The sequence below is a fragment of the Enterobacter sp. SECR19-1250 genome (genome assembly GCF_013391025.1).
GTDB classification, from domain to species: Bacteria; Pseudomonadota; Gammaproteobacteria; order Enterobacterales; family Enterobacteriaceae; genus Enterobacter; species Enterobacter cloacae.
On sequence record NZ_JACASJ010000032.1, the window covers coordinates 1 to 17,933 of the forward strand.

13 protein-coding genes are annotated in these 17,933 nt (G+C 56.4%); 12 read left to right on the plus strand and 1 reads right to left on the minus strand.

All coding sequences use genetic code 11. The annotated features are described in order from the left end of the window. The first annotated feature begins 655 nt into the window (after nucleotides 1-655). From HX884_RS10565 to HX884_RS10620, 12 genes are all read left to right on the plus strand, one after another. On the plus strand, nucleotides 656-1,486 hold the full coding sequence (locus tag HX884_RS10565) for a CPBP family intramembrane glutamic endopeptidase (protein ID WP_178328122.1): 831 nt from the start codon (nucleotides 656-658) through the stop codon (nucleotides 1,484-1,486). A 358-nt stretch (nucleotides 1,487-1,844) separates the two neighbouring features. Next, nucleotides 1,845-2,861 carry an iron ABC transporter substrate-binding protein gene (locus tag HX884_RS10570; protein ID WP_063425193.1) on the plus strand — a complete coding sequence of 339 codons (1,017 nt, stop codon included), beginning with the start codon at nucleotides 1,845-1,847 and terminating at the stop codon, nucleotides 2,859-2,861. A gap of 24 nt (nucleotides 2,862-2,885) precedes the next feature. Beyond that, a complete protein-coding gene (locus HX884_RS10575; RefSeq protein ID WP_062856602.1) occupies nucleotides 2,886-4,460 on the plus strand; it encodes an iron ABC transporter permease in 1,575 nt (524 codons plus the stop codon). A 1-nt stretch (nucleotide 4,461) separates the two neighbouring features. After that, nucleotides 4,462-5,493, plus strand: coding sequence for an ABC transporter ATP-binding protein (locus HX884_RS10580; RefSeq protein ID WP_178328123.1), 1,032 nt, complete (start codon nucleotides 4,462-4,464; stop codon nucleotides 5,491-5,493). 150 nt (nucleotides 5,494-5,643) lie between these two features. Then, entirely contained in the window at nucleotides 5,644-5,919 is a 276-nt protein-coding gene (gene yahO / locus HX884_RS10585) for a DUF1471 family periplasmic protein YahO (RefSeq protein WP_013097697.1), read from the plus strand. Between the two features lie 223 nt (nucleotides 5,920-6,142). Further along, nucleotides 6,143-8,326 carry a TonB-dependent siderophore receptor gene (locus HX884_RS10590; protein WP_178328124.1) on the plus strand — a complete coding sequence of 728 codons (2,184 nt, stop codon included), beginning with the start codon at nucleotides 6,143-6,145 and terminating at the stop codon, nucleotides 8,324-8,326. A gap of 126 nt (nucleotides 8,327-8,452) precedes the next feature. Next, on the plus strand, nucleotides 8,453-10,426 hold the full coding sequence (locus HX884_RS10595; RefSeq protein ID WP_178328125.1) for a PhoX family phosphatase: 1,974 nt from the start codon (nucleotides 8,453-8,455) through the stop codon (nucleotides 10,424-10,426). 102 nt (nucleotides 10,427-10,528) lie between these two features. Continuing rightward, nucleotides 10,529-11,914 (plus strand): phenylalanine transporter, encoded by a 1,386-nt coding sequence (gene pheP, locus HX884_RS10600; protein WP_040021452.1) that lies wholly within the window; start codon nucleotides 10,529-10,531, stop codon nucleotides 11,912-11,914. A gap of 283 nt (nucleotides 11,915-12,197) precedes the next feature. After that, complete coding sequence (locus HX884_RS10605) at nucleotides 12,198-13,436, plus strand: MFS transporter (RefSeq protein WP_178328126.1); 1,239 nt, start codon at nucleotides 12,198-12,200, stop codon at nucleotides 13,434-13,436. Between the two features lie 15 nt (nucleotides 13,437-13,451). Then, the gene (locus HX884_RS10610; RefSeq protein WP_178328127.1) at nucleotides 13,452-14,477 is read left to right on the plus strand and encodes a sugar phosphate isomerase/epimerase; all 1,026 of its coding nucleotides are present in this window, start codon (nucleotides 13,452-13,454) and stop codon (nucleotides 14,475-14,477) included. Continuing rightward, the gene (locus HX884_RS10615) at nucleotides 14,470-15,612 is read left to right on the plus strand and encodes a Gfo/Idh/MocA family protein (protein ID WP_178328128.1); all 1,143 of its coding nucleotides are present in this window, start codon (nucleotides 14,470-14,472) and stop codon (nucleotides 15,610-15,612) included. Before HX884_RS10610 ends, HX884_RS10615 begins: the two co-directional genes overlap by 8 nt. Before the next feature lie 75 nt (nucleotides 15,613-15,687). After that, nucleotides 15,688-16,659, plus strand: a complete 972-nt coding sequence (locus HX884_RS10620) for a LacI family DNA-binding transcriptional regulator (protein WP_023620419.1) — start codon at nucleotides 15,688-15,690, stop codon at nucleotides 16,657-16,659. Here the strand turns inward: HX884_RS10620 and HX884_RS10625 are convergent, their stop codons facing one another. Next, nucleotides 16,660-17,904: a mechanosensitive ion channel family protein gene (locus HX884_RS10625; protein WP_020689363.1), complete on the minus strand. Its 1,245-nt coding sequence runs from the start codon at nucleotides 17,902-17,904 to the stop codon at nucleotides 16,660-16,662. It lies immediately after the preceding gene. Nucleotides 17,905-17,933 lie beyond the last annotated feature (29 nt).

Below are 17,933 nucleotides of genomic sequence, written 5' to 3' on the forward strand. Positions count from 1 at the left end.
CGCTCCGGATGAATATGATGATCTCATATCAGGAACTTGTTCGCACCTTCCTTAGCTTTTTTAGGGCATCTCATCAACAGTGGGCTGACGAATTACAGGTAAATGAGTGTGTGAAAAATTAAATTGGGGGCATTAATGGGGGCATGTAACATAATTGAACTTTTATTTTATCATATTAAACATATAGTTATGGTTTTATATTGAATCCTACAGGGCCATTTAGTCTCAGCGCTTAATCCAGCCCACTCTTCCCCAGACCGACCAACCGCTACCGATCCTTCACTCTGTGCCTGCTTTTAACCGTCTGATTTGCGTGGTTAATTCCAGATGTGTATCATTCTGAACCCGGCCCTGTAGCCTGTCGGTCAGAACGTTTGTTCCGCCATCGACCGGTCATTGGCGTAGTTCCAGTCAGGGCCACCATACCGCCACTAGCTCATCGGGAAGAGCGACAACCAGGATGTTGTAGTACGGGGTTCGAGGCTCCGGTGGCGGACCAACGCCGACTTAGCTCAGTAGGTAGAGCAACTGACGTGTAATCCGTAGGTCATCCGTTCGATTCCGGTAGTCGGCACCCTATTTATGGCTTCCCCGTGGGATGCCTCCGGCACGACATTCATTTCACTGTTGTACATGCCAATCATGAAGGACATTTATGTGGTATCTACTCGCAACTTCGCTTTCCGCACTTTCCCTGAATAAAAGCCTGGCTTACCTGATGCTGGGGTTAACGGCATTTCTCGGCTGGAAACAGAGCATTCTTGACGCCCCGGCGCTGCTGGTGATTGCATTAATCGTTATTGGCTGGTCTGTTGTTGAATGGCTACGTAATAAAAATAATAAATATACTTATCTGGTCGAGGGCCTGTGCGTGGTCATCGCCGTTGCCCTGGTTTTGCATGCGATCCCTGGCTTCCATAATCCCAAAGTGCTGGACGCTGTCGTTGTTGGTCCGCAAAGCATGCCGTTCAGTATGTACTTTAATATGGACAAGGCAGTGGTGCCGTTCTTTTTAATTACGTGCATGCCAACGTTATTCGTAGCAAAACCCCTTTATAAAGCTGGCAAGGTCGGCTGGGGAATATTGGTATTGGCGATACCCGCGCTGTTACTTCTGGCTGTTGCGTTGGGCGGGCTGAGAATTGAGCCGCATGCGCCAGAATGGTTTGCTCAATTTGCCCTTGCGAATATTTTCTTCGTCTCTTTGGCCGAGGAAGCCTTGTTCAGAGGCTATCTGCAGCAGCGCTTGTCCCGGGTTGTGCATCCTGTTGTAGCACTGTTGATTGCCTCACTCATTTTTGGGCTAATGCATTATAGCGGCGGTTTACTGCTGATTATTTTTGCCAGCCTCTCCGGTATTATTTACGGCCTGGCGTGGATGTGGAGCGGCAGGCTCTGGGTTGCAACGTTCTTCCATTTTGGGCTGAACTGCGTGCATTTATTGTTCTTCACCTATCCGATGTACGCCCCTCACGCGTCTGTATGATGCTTTTTAAAATAGTGGCCTTATAAATTTGGCTGCCTCCGGATAAGCATAAAAAGCCCCGAAGCATCGGGGCTTTTTTTATATATGCCGCGGGCATGAATAACACATTTATCTTCGCGTCAGAATAAATAGAAGGCTAATGAATTTCATTGTTGTCAGGCTTAAGGTTTTCTTAATCTAAAAATTATCTCGCATTAAAATTTGGGTTTTTATCATTCTAAAATCTGCTAAAAACGAATTTTACACTTTTACGTCTAAACTCGATTGATAGTAATTATCATTAGCGTTGTTGTATGCTTTAATCCTGTCCCACACAGCCCTTTGTTGTTTATCACGTTGGTCTATTAAGGATATGTTCATGAATTCTCGCCTGCTGTCATGCTTCTCGCTTGCCCTGTTGTCTTCATCACTTTTCCTTTCAACTCAATCGGTTGCCGCTGATAACAACGAAGGTATCGTTGTTTATAACGCGCAGCATGAAAATCTGGTGAAGTCGTGGGTAGACGGTTTTACCAAAGAAACGGGTATTAAGGTCACGCTGCGTAATGGCGATGACAGCGAGCTGGGCAACCAGCTGGTGCAGGAAGGCAGCGCATCGCCTGCGGATGTATTTTTAACTGAAAACTCGCCGTCAATGGTGCTGGTTGATAACGCCAAACTGTTTGCGCCATTAGATGCAGAGACATTAAAGCAGGTACCGGCGGAGTATCGTCCGGCACACGGCCGCTGGATCGGGATTGCCGCTCGCAGCACGGTGTTTGTCTATAACCCGGAAAAACTGAGCGAGCAGCAGCTGCCAAAATCGCTGATGGATCTGGCTAAACCCGAGTGGAAAGGCCGCTGGGCTGCCTCTCCGTCAGGAGCCGATTTCCAGGCGATCGTCAGCGCAATGCTGGCCCTGAAAGGCGAGCAGGCCACCCTTGAGTGGCTCAAAGCGATGAAAGCCAATTTCGTTGCCTATAAAGGCAACAGCACAGTAATGAAAGCCGTTAACGCCGGTCAGATTGATGGCGGGGTGATTTATCACTACTACCGTTTTGTCGATCAGTCCAAAACGGGTGAAAACAGCAAAAACACTAAGCTCTACTACTTCAAACACCAGGATCCGGGCGCCTTTGTTAGCCTCTCCGGCGGCGGCGTGCTGGCGTCCAGCAAACACAAAGCGCAGGCACAGGCCTTCATTAAATACATCACCGGCAAAGAAGGGCAGGAGAGCCTGCGCACCAATAACGCCTTTGAATATGCGGTGGGCGTGAACGCGGCCTCTAACCCGAAACTGGTGCCGCTGAACGAGCTGGATGCACCGAAAGTGGAACCTTCCACGCTTAACAGTAAAAAAGTCATCGAGCTGATGACGCAAGCTGGCCTGCTGTGATCCTGAGAGTAAAGTAAACGTCCTATGTCTGGTCTGAGTCTCGACATCGGCAAAAACAGAGTGCGGGAGCCTGCCCGCAGGCGTCCTGCGCTGCCGATGGTTGCGTTAGCTGTCCTGTTTTCATTAATGGCGCTTCTGCCTTTGGGCTTTATCATTGCCATTGGCATTGAGACGGGCTGGGAAACCATTAAGGCGTTGGTGTTTCGCCCGCGTGTTGCTGAGCTGCTCAGCAACACGCTGTGGCTGACGGCCTTAGCGGTGCCACTCTGTATCGTCACCGGCGTGGCGATAGCCTGGCTGACGGAACGTACTCAGCTGGCCGGGCGGGGGATCTGGTCTGCGCTGGCGGTGGCCCCATTGGCCATCCCCGCGTTCGTGCAAAGCTACGCCTGGGTGAGTGTGGTGCCTTCCATGCACGGGCTTTCTGCGGGCGTGTTTCTCTCCGTGTTAGCCTACTACCCGTTTATCTATATGCCCGTGGCGGCGGTGCTGCGTCGTCTGGATCCAACGCTTGAAGATGTTGCCGCTTCGCTCGGCACGCCGCCGTGGCGGGTCTTTTTTCGCGTGGTGTTACCGCAGCTTAAGCTCGCGATTTGCGGCGGCGCGCTGCTGGTGGCCCTGCATCTGCTGGCGGAATATGGCCTGTACGTGATGATCCGCTTTGATACCTTCACCACCGCCATTTACGACCAGTTCCAGTCGACATTCAGTGGCCCGGCGGCAAATATGCTGGCGGGTGTGCTGGCGCTATGCTGTCTGGCCATCTTGCTGCTGGAAGGGGTCACCCGCGGGAAAGCCCGTTATGCGCGCATCGGCGCAGGGGCGGCACGTGAACAGACGCGCTGGCCGCTAAAGCCTGTTGCAGCGGTGTTGGGCCAGCTGTTTTTCCTCGTGCTGATTGTGCTGGCGCTGGGCGTACCGCTCATTGTGCTGTGTCGCTGGATATGGCTTGGCGGCGTACAGAACTGGATGAGCGCCGATCTCTGGCACTCGCTGCGCCAGACGCTGATGCTCGGCGTGGGCGGCGCGCTGCTGACCACCGCCTGTGTCATTCCCATCGCCTGGCTCGGTATCCGTTATCCGCACCGCATCTTCCGGATGCTGGAAGGGTGCATTTACATCACCAGCTCTCTGCCGGGGATCGTCACCGCCCTCGCGCTGGTCACGGTCACCATTCACTATGCACGTCCGATTTATCAGACCGAAATTACTCTGTTCCTGGCTTATCTGCTGATGTTCATGCCCCGTGCGCTCATTAACCTGCGGGCCGGGATTGCCCAGGCGCCGGTGGAGCTCGAAAACGTGGCGCGCAGTCTGGGCAGCACGCCCGCGAAGGCATTGTGGAGCGTCACCATGCGATTGGCCGCGCCCGGTGCGGCGGCAGGGGCGGCGCTGGTCTTCCTTGGCGTCAGTAACGAACTGACGGCGACGCTGCTGCTCTCCCCGCTGGGAACGCGCACGCTGTCCACCGGTTTCTGGGCGCTGACCAGCGAGATCGATTATGTTGCCGCTGCGCCTTACGCCATGCTGATGATTTTGATTTCACTTCCGCTGACCGCCATTCTTTATATGCAGTCCAAAAAAATTGCAGGGCTATGAGATGCTTGAATTAACGTCCATTTCTAAATCGTTTTCCGATGCGCAGGTGCTCGACAGCTTAAACCTGAGCGTCGCGCCGGGAAGCCAGACGGCGATTGTCGGGCCGTCAGGGTCGGGTAAAACCACGCTGCTGCGTATCCTTGCCGGGTTCGAAACGCCGGATAGCGGACGGATCGTGATGCAGGGCCGAACCCTGTTCGACCAGAACAACTTTATTCCCGCGCATCTGCGTAAAATTGGCTTTGTACCTCAGGAGGGGGCGCTCTTCCCGCATCTTAATGTGGCAGACAACATTGCCTGGGGATTAGACGGTACCCGCCACGAGAAGCGCCAGCGCGTGGAAGCACTGATGGAGATGGTCTCGCTTGACAGACAACTCGCCACGCACTGGCCGCATGAGATTTCCGGCGGCCAGCAGCAGCGCGTGGCGCTTGCCCGCGCGCTGGCGCAGCGTCCTTCCCTGATGCTGCTGGATGAACCCTTCTCGGCGCTGGATACCGGCCTGCGCGCCATGACGCGTAAGGCCACGGCTGACCTGCTGGCGGAAGCGGGCGTGGCCTCGATCCTGGTGACTCACGATCAAAACGAAGCGTTGTCCTTTGCCACGCAGGTGGCGGTCATGCGATCCGGACGTTTCACTCAGGTCGGTACCCCTTATCAGGTCTATAGCCAGCCCGTGGATGAAGAGACGGCGCTGTTCCTGGGGGATGCGGTGATCCTGCCTGCTCAGCTCGCCAGCGGCTATGCGCTCTGCGCGCTGGGCGAGGTGCCCACGGATAACGCCCAGGCGACGGGACAGGGCAGAGTGATGTTGCGCCCAGAGCAACTGCACGTGACGGCATGCGCGGCGCATGAAAGCCCGGTGTCGATTGTTGATGTGGATTTCACCGGCCAGCTCTCCACGCTGACGCTGGCGTTAGCCGGACAAACGGAGCCGATTACCCTGAAAACCGTCAGCCAGCCTGGATGGTACCCGGGGGCGGCGGTGCGTATTGATATTGCTGGTACGGCGCGCGTTTTTGAATATTCTTAATGTTCGTTAGTAATTTAATCCAACGGGTTGTTATAAAAGAATTTTCCTTAACGTGTGGCATTTCCTGAGATTCTCTACCATGCTCATAAAACCTCACCATCATGTGTGAGGTTTTTCGTAGTTGCTGATTAATCTCAAGGAAAAAAGGTTATGAAAAAGACGACTGCTATTTTGCTGGGAACGGCGTTTCTGTTTACCACCAATACCTTTGCGGCTGAACTGCTGACGAAAAATGAATTCGAGAAAGTCGAATCGCAGTATGAAAAAATCGGTACGGTAAGCACTTCAAATGAAGTCTCTATTGATGATGCAAAGAAAGAATTGATTGAAAAAGCAGATAAAGAAGGTGCCGACGTACTGGTGCTCACGTCAGGTAATACCAACAACAAAATTCACGGCACGGCCGATATTTACAAGAAAAAATAATGTCCTGCAGCCATCCCGGATCCGGGGTGGCTGTGCGTCACGCTTTCCCTCTGTAACATCTCTCTCTTCCCCGGCTTCATTTAACCCCCTGTCCTCAGGCCGAAACGCGCGGTTACACTTGCTAACGCAGATATAATGCGTATAGTTCTCATTTGCATTACACATAAACTTTTCTAAGGCCCGACAACGGGCCATTTTTGCGCGCACATTTAATGAGTCCATTATGAACAACACCAGAATGCATAAAACACTGCTGGCGCTCGCCATTGGCGCAGTGACCCACGCTGCCCTTGCGGCAGAGGCAAAGCCAGAAGACACCATGGTCGTCCAGTCTGCCACCGGGCCTGATTTCACTCCCGGCGGCGACCAGCTGGTACCCGCCTTCCTGGATGGACAGGTGGCAAACGGCGGCCGTCTGGGGATGCTCGGCCAGCAGAATGCCATGGACGTGCCGTTTAATATCATCAGCTACACCTCGAAGCTGGTGGAAGATCAGCAGGCGAAAACCATTGCTGATGTGGTTGCCAACGATGCGGGCGTGCAGTTTGTTCAGGGTTACGGTAACAGCGCCGAAACCTTCCGTATTCGCGGCCTGAAGTTTGACGGCGATGACATGACCTTTGGTGGCCTGTCCGGCGTGCTGCCGCGTCAGGTTGTGGATGCCCAGATGGTCGATCGCATTGAAATTTTCAAAGGGGCAAACTCGCTGATGAACGGCGCGGCAAGCTCCGGCGTGGGCGGGATGATTAACCTTGAGCCAAAACATGCGGGCGACGTCCCGCAGGCGAAAGTGGGCGTGGACTACACCTCCGACTCACAGATTGGCACCACGCTCGATGCAGGCCGACGCTTTGGCGACAACGACCAGTTCGGCGCGCGCGTGAACCTGGTTCACCGGGAAGGGGAAACCGGCGTGCCGAACGACCGCCGCCGCACCACGCTGCTCTCCACCGGTCTGGATTACAAAGGCGACAATTTCCGCACTTCGCTGGATCTGGGCTATCAGAAGAAAACCTTCCACGGCAGCCCGACCAGCGTCAACATTTCCGCCGTGGACTTTGTGCCAGAGCCGCCGAAAAACGATCGTAACTTCTCGCAGAAATGGGCCTACAGTGACATTGAAAACGAGTTCGGGATGTGGCGCAGCGAGTACGACATCACTGACAACTGGACGGCCTATACCGGTCTCGGCGCGCAGCACGCGCACGAAGAGGGGATCTACAGCGCGCCGAAGCTGGTGGACAAGAGCGGTAAGGCCACGGTTAGCCGTCTTGATACCAACCGTATCAGCGATTCCGTCAGCGGTATGGCGGGGATACGCGGTCACTTCACTACCGGCTTTGTCTCGCACAAGGTCAACGTGGGGTATTCCGCGATGACCAAAAACGAAAAAATCGCCTGGAAAATGTCGGCGACGGCGGATAACCCAACCACCAACATTTACCACAACACCGGCGTCGCGATGCCGGACAGCTCCAATTTCAACGGCTCTGGCGGCAAATACAGCGATCCGCTGACCAGCGGGCGCACCCGCACTCAGGGCTGGCTGCTGAGCGATACCCTGGGCGTGCTGGATGACAAGCTGCTGTTTACCGCTGGTGCACGTCATCAGAAAGTGGTCATTCGCGGGTACAACAAAATTACCGGTGCGGAAAACGACGCGGACGGTTTTGACGGCAGCCGCTGGATGCCAACCTACGGTGTGGTTTATAAACCGTGGGAGGAAATTTCGCTCTACGCTAACCACACCGAAGCGCTGCAACCGGGTAAAACCGCGCCCAACACGGCCACCAACTACGGCCAGAGCACCGGTATCGTTCACTCTAAGCAGAATGAAGTGGGCGTGAAGGCGGACTTTGGCCGCGTGGGCGGCTCCCTGGCGCTGTTTGAGATCAAAATGCCGTCGGCGATCCTCGACGACAGCGGTCACTACGGCCTGGACGCTGAGCAGCGTAACCGTGGCGTAGAGCTGAACGTCTTCGGCGAGCCAATGCTCGGGATGCGTCTGAACGCCAGCGCCACCTGGCTGCAGGCCGAGCTGACCAAAACCAAAAACGGCGTGAATCAGGGCAACGATGCCATTGGTGTCCCGAACTTCTATGCCGTGCTGGGCGCAGAGTACGACATCAAACCGATTGAGGGCCTGACGGCTACCGCCCGCGTCAACCACTCCGGCACGCAGTATGCCGACCTCGCGAACAGCAAAAAGCTCGACAGCTATACCACGCTGGATCTGGGCATGCGCTATCGCTTCGCGGTGAACCACAATGAAAACCAGATGACGGTACGCGCGGGCATCGACAACGTGACCAACGAAAACTACTGGTCCAGCGTTGATGATTCCGGCACCTACATCACGCAGGGCGAACCGCGTATCTTTAAGGTCTCGGTTGGCTACGAGTTCTAAGCGTTCCACCTCGTTATCCGGGGCAAGGATGCCCCCATCCTTCCGTATCGTGTTATAAAATTGTAATAAAAGCTTCTTACACTGGCCTCCAGACCTTTACCTCTTGGCCAATGACAGGAAGCCGCTATGGGCAGACCCCTCAAATCCGTATTTAAAAAAGAACATCGCGACGATATCACTAACCGCAGCGCTAACCCGGTATTCTCCGAGGTTGCGGAGGTATTCCTCTCCCGCCGCCGTTTTTTACAGATGGGCGCCGTGGCGGGTGCTGCCGCTTCATTCCCTTTTCTGATCAAACCTGAAAGCGCCATTGCCGCAGTATCAAAGCCTTCTGCACTGGCAAAAGCGGTTTCCCTGGGCTTTACCAGCATCGACGTATCCACGGAAGATACGGTCAGGGTGCCGGAAGGCTATATCGCCCGTCCGTTTTATCGCTGGGGTGACCCGACGGGGATCAAGAACAACATGCCGGCGTTTAAACAGGATGCCAGCAACACCACCGACGAACAGGCCGTGCAGGCGGGCATGCACCACGACGGGATGGCGTGGTTTAGCCTGCCGCAAGGGAAACAAAACCCGGAACATGGCCTGCTGGCGCTGAATCATGAGTACATCGATAACGGGATGCTGTTTACCGACGGCACGGCCAACTGGAATCTCGACAAGGCCCGCAAGGGGCAGAACGCGATGGGCGTGTCGGTGGTGGAAGTGAAAAAATCGGGCAGCGACTGGCAGGTAGTTCGCCCGTCTTCGTATGCCCGCCGCATTACCGTCAATACGCCGATGCAGCTTACCGGCCCGGCGCGGCATCAGGACTTAATGAAAACCGCCGCTGACCCGCAGGGGGAACGCGTGCTGGGCACCATGCAAAACTGCGCCAACGGCCATACGCCGTGGGGCACCTATCTCACCTGCGAGGAGAACTGGTCGGATATTTTTGTCAAAAAAGCCGATCTTAATCCGCTGGAAAAACGCTACGGCATCAGCGACAGCGATGAATCCTACCGCTGGAACGAGGTGGATGACCGATTCAGCGTCGATAAAACCCCTAACGAACCCAACCGTTTCGGCTGGGTGGTGGAGATTGATCCCTACGATCCCACCTCCACGCCGCGCAAGCACACCGCTCTGGGCCGCTTCAAGCATGAAGGCGCCGCCGTCACGCTCGCCGCCGATAACCGCGTGGTGGTCTATATGGGGGACGACCAGAAGTTTGAGTACATCTATAAATTCGTCTCGGACAAAAAATACGATCCTGCAAACCGTAAAGCCAATATGCAGCTGCTGACGTCCGGCACGCTGTACGTTGCCCGGTTCAACGAGGAGGGGAGCGGCGACTGGCTGCCGCTGATCTTCGGGCAGAATGGCCTGGATAAAAGCAACGGTTTCGAAAGCCAGGGCGATCTGCTGATCAAAACCCGTCTGGCGGCCGACGTGGTGGGGGCGACGAAAATGGATCGTCCAGAGTGGATTGCGGTCGATCCGCACGCCAGCGGCAGCGTCTACTGTACGCTCACCAACAACAGCGATCGCGGGAAGGAGGGCAAGGCGCCGGTCGATGCCGCCAACCCGCGTGCCAACAACGTGTTTGGTCATATTATGCACTGGCACGAAGAGGGAGCCGATCCGGCCGCCGCTCGCTTTAAGTGGGATATTCTGGTGATGGCCGGGCGTACCGACAGCGACGATCCGAAGGCCAAAGGCTCCATGCAGGGTGCAGCATTCGGCAGCCCGGATGGCCTGTCGTTCGATCACCAGGGCGTGCTGTGGATCCAGACCGATGTCTCTTCCAGCACCATTAATAAGAAAGCGTACGAAGGGATGGGCAATAACCAGATGGTGGCTACCATTCCGGGCACCAATGAGTATCGCCGTTTCCTGACCGGCCCACGCGGGTGTGAAATCACCGGGATTGCGTTTACGCCGGACAACCGCACGCTGTTTATTAACATTCAGCATCCGGGAGAGGGCGGGGATGATATTACCGACCCGGCCAATCCGCGTGCTGTTTCCAACTGGCCAGACGCGAACCCGAACGGACGTCCGCGTTCGTCGACGGTGGTGATCACCAAAGCGGACGGTGGGATCATCGGTTCGTGACGTTTATCCGCCGGGTGCACGCAGTGGCCCGGCGTTAAACTTGCTACCACCAGCATGAAGTGTTAAAACGTGCCCCTTCTAAAAAAGAGACAGGGGTAGGACGTGAAAGACGCGTCATCCGCTTCAGGCAACGGTAGCGCTGAAGCTTCGTCGGAACAGAACCCGACGCTGCAACGTGGTTTGCAAAATCGACATATTCAGTTAATTGCCCTTGGCGGCGCGATCGGTACCGGGCTGTTCCTGGGTATCGGCCCCGCCATTCAGATGGCTGGCCCGGCGGTCCTGCTGGGGTACGGTATCGCCGGGGTTATCGCCTTCCTGATCATGCGCCAGCTCGGCGAGATGGTCGTCGAAGAGCCGGTGTCAGGCTCGTTCGCTCACTTTGCCTATAAATACTGGGGCCCGTTCGCAGGCTTCCTCTCCGGCTGGAACTACTGGGTGATGTTTGTGCTGGTGGGAATGGCCGAACTGACCGCCGCAGGCATCTATATGCAGTACTGGCTGCCCGAGGTGCCAACGTGGGTCTGGGCTGCGGCCTTCTTTATTATCATCAACGCCGTTAACCTCGTGAACGTGCGCCTGTATGGTGAAACCGAGTTCTGGTTCGCGCTGATCAAGGTGCTGGCGATTATCGGCATGATCGGCTTTGGCCTGTGGCTGCTGTTCTCCGGCCACGGCGGCGAGCGGGCCACTCTCGACAACCTCTGGCAGCACGGCGGCTTCCTGGCGACGGGCTGGAAGGGGCTGATCCTGTCGCTGGCGGTGATTATGTTCTCGTTCGGCGGGCTGGAGCTGATTGGGATCACCGCGGCCGAAGCGCGCGATCCGCATAAAAGCATTCCAAAAGCGGTTAACCAGGTGGTGTACCGTATTCTGCTGTTCTACATCGGCTCGCTGGTGGTACTGCTGGCGCTCTACCCGTGGGTGGAGGTGAAATCCGACAGCAGTCCGTTTGTGATGATTTTCCACGATCTGAACAGCAACGTGGTGGCGTCGGCGCTGAACTTCGTCATTCTGGTGGCGTCGCTGTCGGTCTATAACAGCGGGGTTTACTCCAACAGCCGCATGCTGTTTGGCCTTTCGGTGCAGGGGAATGCGCCTAAATTCCTCACCCGCGTCAGCCGCCGCGGCGTGCCGGTCAACTCTCTGCTGCTTTCCGGGGCCATTACGTCGCTGGTGGTGCTGATCAACTACCTGCTGCCGAAATCCGCCTTTGGTCTGTTGATGGCGCTGGTTGTCGCCACGCTGCTGCTGAACTGGATCATGATCTGCCTGGCGCACCTGCGTTTTCGCGCCGCGATGCGCCGCAAGGGGCGTGAGACGCAGTTTAAGGCGCTGCTCTATCCGGCAGGCAACTACATCTGTATTGCGTTCCTGGCGATGATCCTGGTGCTGATGTGCACCATCGACGACATGCGCCTGTCCGCCATGCTGCTGCCGGTGTGGGTGGTGTTCCTGTTTATCGCGTTTAAGCTCTCTCGAAGGTAAAAGCAAAACGGCAACCTGGTTGCCGTTTTTAATGTTTGCCCCCTCTCCCTGTGGGAGAGGGCCGGGGTGAGGGCACCAGACCGCACCAAACCCGACCGCATCCCGGCCGCATCTGCCTTCACGCCCGGTGGCGCTGCGCTTACCGGGCCTACAAAACACTGCTTCATCTTTATCGTGACCCCCCTCCCAAATCTTCTACGATCCACAGGATCTTTATTTTGTAATCGATTACTTTTTGTTTGAACTGTTTTGTAATCGATTACTTTTGAGGGTGAGGCTTATCATGGTGTCAACAACTGAAAGTAGTGGAAAAGCGATAGCACCGCACCGGCTGCTGGTGCCGCGTCTGTCGCTGATGATGTTTCTGCAGTTTTTTATCTGGGGAAGCTGGTCGGTCACGCTGGGTCTGGTGATGACCCAGCACAACATGTCGTTGCTGATTGGCGATGCGTTCTCCGCCGGGCCTATCGCCTCTATTCTGTCGCCGTTTCTGCTCGGCATGCTGGTGGATCGCTTCTTCGCTTCGCAAAAGGTGATGGCGGTGATGCATCTGGCCGGAGCAGCAATCCTCTGGTTTGTGCCGGGCGCGCTGATTGCTGAAAACGGTGTGCTGCTGATCGGCCTGCTGTTTGGTTATACGCTCTGCTATATGCCGACGCTGGCGCTGACCAACAATATCGCCTTTCACAGCCTGGCGAACGTGGATAAAACCTTCCCGGTGGTGCGCGTGTTTGGCACTATCGGCTGGATTGTGGCGGGCATTTTCATCGGCGTCACCGGCGTGGCGGCAAGCGTCACCATCTTCCAGGTGGCGGCAATCAGCTCCGTGCTGCTGGCTCTCTACAGCCTGACGCTACCGCACACGCCTGCTCCCGCGAAAGGGCTGCCGGTGCAGGTTCGCGATCTCTTCTGCGCGGATGCCTTTGCGCTGCTTAAAACCCGCCACTTTTTCGTCTTTTCCGTCTGCGCGATGCTGATCTCCGTCCCGCTGGGGACCTACTACGCCTACACCGCCTCGTATCTGGCGGATGCGGGTATTGCGGATGTCAGTACCGCCATGTCGTTCGGGCAGATGTCTGAGATCTTCTTCATGCTGGTCATTCCGCTGCTGTTCCGCCGCCTGGGCGTGAAAATCATGTTGCTGATCGGCATGCTGGCGTGGTTTGTGCGCTACGCCATGTTTGCGCTGGGCGTGAGTGAAGAGGGGCGCATCCTGCTCTATCTCGGCATTCTGTTGCACGGCGTCTGCTACGATTTCTTCTTTGTCGTCGGCTTTATCTATACCGACCGGGTCGCAGGCGAAAAGGTCAAAGGTCAGGCGCAGAGCATGATCGTGATGTTCACCTACGGCATCGGCATGCTGCTTGGCTCGCAGATATCCGGCGCGCTCTATAACCGCCTGGTGGCCGGGCAGGCCGTTCCGCAGGCGTGGGTCACGTTCTGGTGGATCCCGGCGGTGGCTGCCGCGGCGATCGCGCTGATTTTCCTTCTCACGTTTAAGTATGACGATGACAAGGCGTAATGTTCTGGAGGTGGTATGAGAACGATTAAGGGACCGGGTATTTTTCTGTCGCAATTTATTGGTGTGAATGCACCGTTCAACACGCTCGACGGGCTGGCGGGCTGGGCGGCAGCGATGGGCTATAAGGCGGTGCAGATCCCCTATAACCATCCGGCTATTTTTGATGTGCAGAAAGCGGCGGAAAGCCAGACCTATTGTGATGACCTCACCGGCACGCTGGCGGAGCACGGGCTGGTGATCAGCGAGCTGTCGACCCATCTGGAAGGCCAGCTTGTGGCGGTAAACCCGGTGTACAGTGACGCGTTTGACCACTTCGCCCCTGCAGCCGTACGCGGCAATGACGCCGCCCGGCAGGCATGGGCCACAGAAAAACTGAAACAGGCCGCTGTGGCCTCGGCGAGATTAGGCCTGAAGGCGCACGCCACCTTCTCCGGCTCGCTGGCATGGCCGTTTTTCTACCCGTGGCCGCCGCACAATGAGCAGCGTTTTCAGGCGGCGTTCCAGGAACTGGCAACCCGCTGGCGCCCGATTCTGGACGCCTTTGACGAGCAGGGCGTGAACGTCTGCTTTGAGCTGCATCCGGGGGAAGATCTGCACGATGGAGTGACCTTTGAGCGTTTTCTGGCGCTTGTTGATAACCACCCGCGCTGCAACATTCTCTACGACCCAAGCCATATGCTGCTCCAGCAGATGGACTACCTGACCTTTATCGACATCTACCATGCGCGTATTAAAGCGTTTCACGTGAAGGATGCCGAGTTTCGTCCCAACGGGCGCAGCGGCGTCTACGGTGGCTACCAGCCGTGGCTCAACCGGGCCGGGCGGTTCCGCTCACTGGGGGACGGGCAGATCGACTTCAAAGGCATCTTCAGCAAGCTGACCCAGTACGACTACGACGGCTGGGCGGTGCTGGAGTGGGAGTGCTGCCTGAAGGATGGCGATACCGGCGCGAGGGAAGGCAGCGAGTTTATCCGCCGTCACATCATTCCGGTCTCCGGGCGTGCGTTTGATGATTTTGCCGCAGGGGGTAACGATGATTAACGTCGGCATTATCGGCAGCGGGTTTATCGGCCCGGCGCATATCGAGGCGCTTCGGCGTCTCGGGTTTGTGCAGGTGGTGGCGCTTTGCGACGGTACGTTTGCCGAGGCGCAGGCAAAAGCGCGTCAGCTTAACGTGCCGCACGCCTTCGACAGCGTGGAGGCGTTGCTTGCACAACCGGATTTACACGTGGTGCACAACTGCACGCCAAACCATCTGCACGCGGAGATTAATCGCCAGATCCTGCGCGCGGGAAAGCACGTATTCTCCGAGAAGCCGCTGTGCATGACCCCGGACGAAGCGCGTGAGCTGGTAGCGCTGGCGGAGCAGGCAGGGGGGGTCCACGGCGTCAGCTTTGTCTATCGCCAGTTTGCCATGGTGCGCCAGGCCGCAAGCATGATGAGGGCGGGTAGCATCGGTCGGATCTTCGCCGCGCACGGCAGCTATTTGCAGGACTGGATGCTGCTGGAAACGGACTACAACTGGCGGGTGGATGCGGCCCTGGGCGGTGTGTCGCGCGCGGTGGCGGATATCGGTTCGCACTGGTGTGACACGGTGCAGTTTGTTACCGGGCGGCGCATCATCGAGGTGATGGCCGATTTATCCATCGTCTGGCCGACGCGCAAGGCAAACGTGGCAGGCAATCACACCTTCACTCATGACGAAAACGCGCAGTATGAAGACAAGCGGGTCACCACCGAAGACGTTGGCTCCGTCCTGTTCCGCTTTGACGACGGCAGCAAAGGCTGCTTTAGCGTTTCGCAGGTGAGCGCCGGGCGCAAAAACCGTCTGACGTTTGAAATCAACGGCAGCGAACGGTCGGTGGCATGGGATCAGGAGGTGCCGCAACAGCTGTGGATTGGCCACCGCGCACAGGCCAATCAGACGCTCAGTGACGATCCGGGTCTGATGAACCACGATGTGGCCGACAGCGCTCACTTCCCCGGCGGGCACATCGAAGGCTGGCCCGATGCGTTTAAAAACATGATGGCGCAGTTTTTCCGTGCCGTGCAGGCCGGCGTGATGCCCGAACGGCCCGAGTTTGCGACGTTCCACGACGGGGCGAACGTGATGTATATCATTGATGCCATTGTGAAAAGCCATCAGCAGCAGCGCTGGGTTCGTGTGCAAGCGTAACGCGTTGCCCGGTTCGCCGGGCAACGAATTTATGGTAGCCTGCATAAAACGTTAACCGCAGGAAGTGCCGTCGCTATGTCAATTCAGAAAATCGCTCAGCTTGCCGGAGTGTCCGTGGCAACGGTCTCGCGCGTGCTTAACAACAGCGATACCGTGAAGGCGAAAAACCGCGAGCGCGTCCTGCAGGCCATTAAAGAGAGCAATTACCAGCCCAACCTGCTGGCACGCCAGCTGCGCACCGCGCGCAGCTATATGATCCTGGTGATGGTCTCGAATATCGCCAACCCGTTCTGTGCCGAAGTGGTGAAGGGCATTGAAGAGGAAGCCGAGAAGAACGGCTACCGTATTTTGCTGTGCAATTCCGGGTCTGATATCGAACGCTCCCGCTCGGGGTTAAGCCTGCTGTCGGGCAAAATCGTCGACGGCATTATCACCATGGATGCCTTCTCAAAATTGCCTGAACTCGCCGCCCTGATCGGCTCCGCGCCGTGGGTGCAGTGCGCCGAATACGCCGATGCCGGAACGGTCTCCTGCGTGGGCATCAATGATGTGGACGCGTCACAGCATGCCATCAGCCAGCTTGCCGACGGCGGACGCAAACGTATCGCGATGATCAATCACGATCTCAGCTACAAATATGCCCGCCTGCGCGAACGCGGTTACAAAAGCGTGCTCCACCTGCGGGATCTGGATTATCAGGCGGTGGAATATGCCCGCGATCTCAGCTCCAGCGCGGGCATGGCGGCGATGCAAAATCTGCTGAAGGACAACCCGCCGGACGCGGTATTTGCCGTGTCCGATACCCTTGCGGCAGGGGCGCTGCGTGCCATACAGCAGGCGGGGCTGCGCGTGCCGGAGGATATCGCGGTGGTAGGGTTTGACGGTACGGAGCTGGCGGAGATGATCTCGCTGACCACCATTGAACAGCCTTCGCGGGATATCGGGCGCAAGGCAGTCGATCTGCTGTTGAATAAAATCGATAACCCGGATGCGCCCACGGAGAGGGTGATGCTGGACTGGCGCTTTATTTCCCGCGCCAGTACCTGATTATTGTGCGATGCCGCCCGCCAGGGATCGAATATCGTTCCCGGTGGGGGACTGATGAATACGCAGACCAAATTCATCCACCACGGCAAAAATATGGTCGAAGATGTCAGCCTGAATCTCTTCATATTCCGCCCAGACCACCGTGTTGGTGAAGGCATATATTTCAATCGGCAGACCATTTGCGTCAGGCGCCAGCTGGCGCACCATCAGCGTCATATCTTTACGAATACGCGGGTGGTTACGCAGATATTCATTCAGATAGGCGCGGAAGGTGCCGATATTGGTCATCTTGCGCAGGTTTAATACCGATTCCCCTTCACCGTTTTGCTGATTCCACAGGTTTATTTCCTCATGACGCGCGGCCAGATAAGGCTTCAGCAGTTTCGCCTGAATCAGCTTCTGCTGCTCCTGCTCGTCGAGAAAGTGAATGCTGGTGGTGTCGATATTCAGGCTGCGCTTAATGCGTCGCCCGCCGGAGGCAGACATGCCGCTCCAGTTGATGAACGCGTCGGAGACCAGCGCCCACGTCGGAATGGTGGTGATGGTGTTATCGAAGTTGCGGACTTTAACCGTGGTGAGACCAATGTCCGTCACCGTGCCGTTAGCGCCGTATTTCGGCATCTCCAGCCAGTCGCCGAGCTTGAGCATATCGTTAGCGGAGAGCTGAATACCGGCGACCAGCCCCAGAATGGGGTCTTTAAACACCAACATTAACACCGCCGCCATGGCCCCCAGGCCGCTTATCAGAATGGCGGGTGACTGGCCGATCAGCAGGGAGATGATTAAGATCCCCACCAGAATGGCGCTCACCAGCTTGATCCCCTGGAAGATCCCCTTCAACGGCAGCTGCGAGGCGGTCGCCATTTTCTGCGACAGATTAAAAATCACGTCCAGCAGAGAGAAGAATGAGAGCAGGGCATACACCATCACCCACAGCTTCGCGCAGGTGGTGAGCATTTCCGCTGCTTCGCTGCCTTTTTGCAGCCACAGTACCGCCTGAACGTTGACGATTATCCCCTGAAGGGTAAACGCCAGGCGGTGAAATAACTTGTTCTGCGTAATGATCTGCAACCACAAATGGCTGCTGGCCTGCGCACGTTTCTCAAAAGCGCGGAGCACCACTTTGTGCAGAATAAAATGAACAATGATGGCGGTAAGAAAAATAATACCAAAGATAATCACTAACGAGGTGGTGTGATTAATTTCAATCCCTAACTCTTCAACCTGAGCAATTAATTCCTGCATAACGTCTCCTGTATTGATGCAGCCCCATA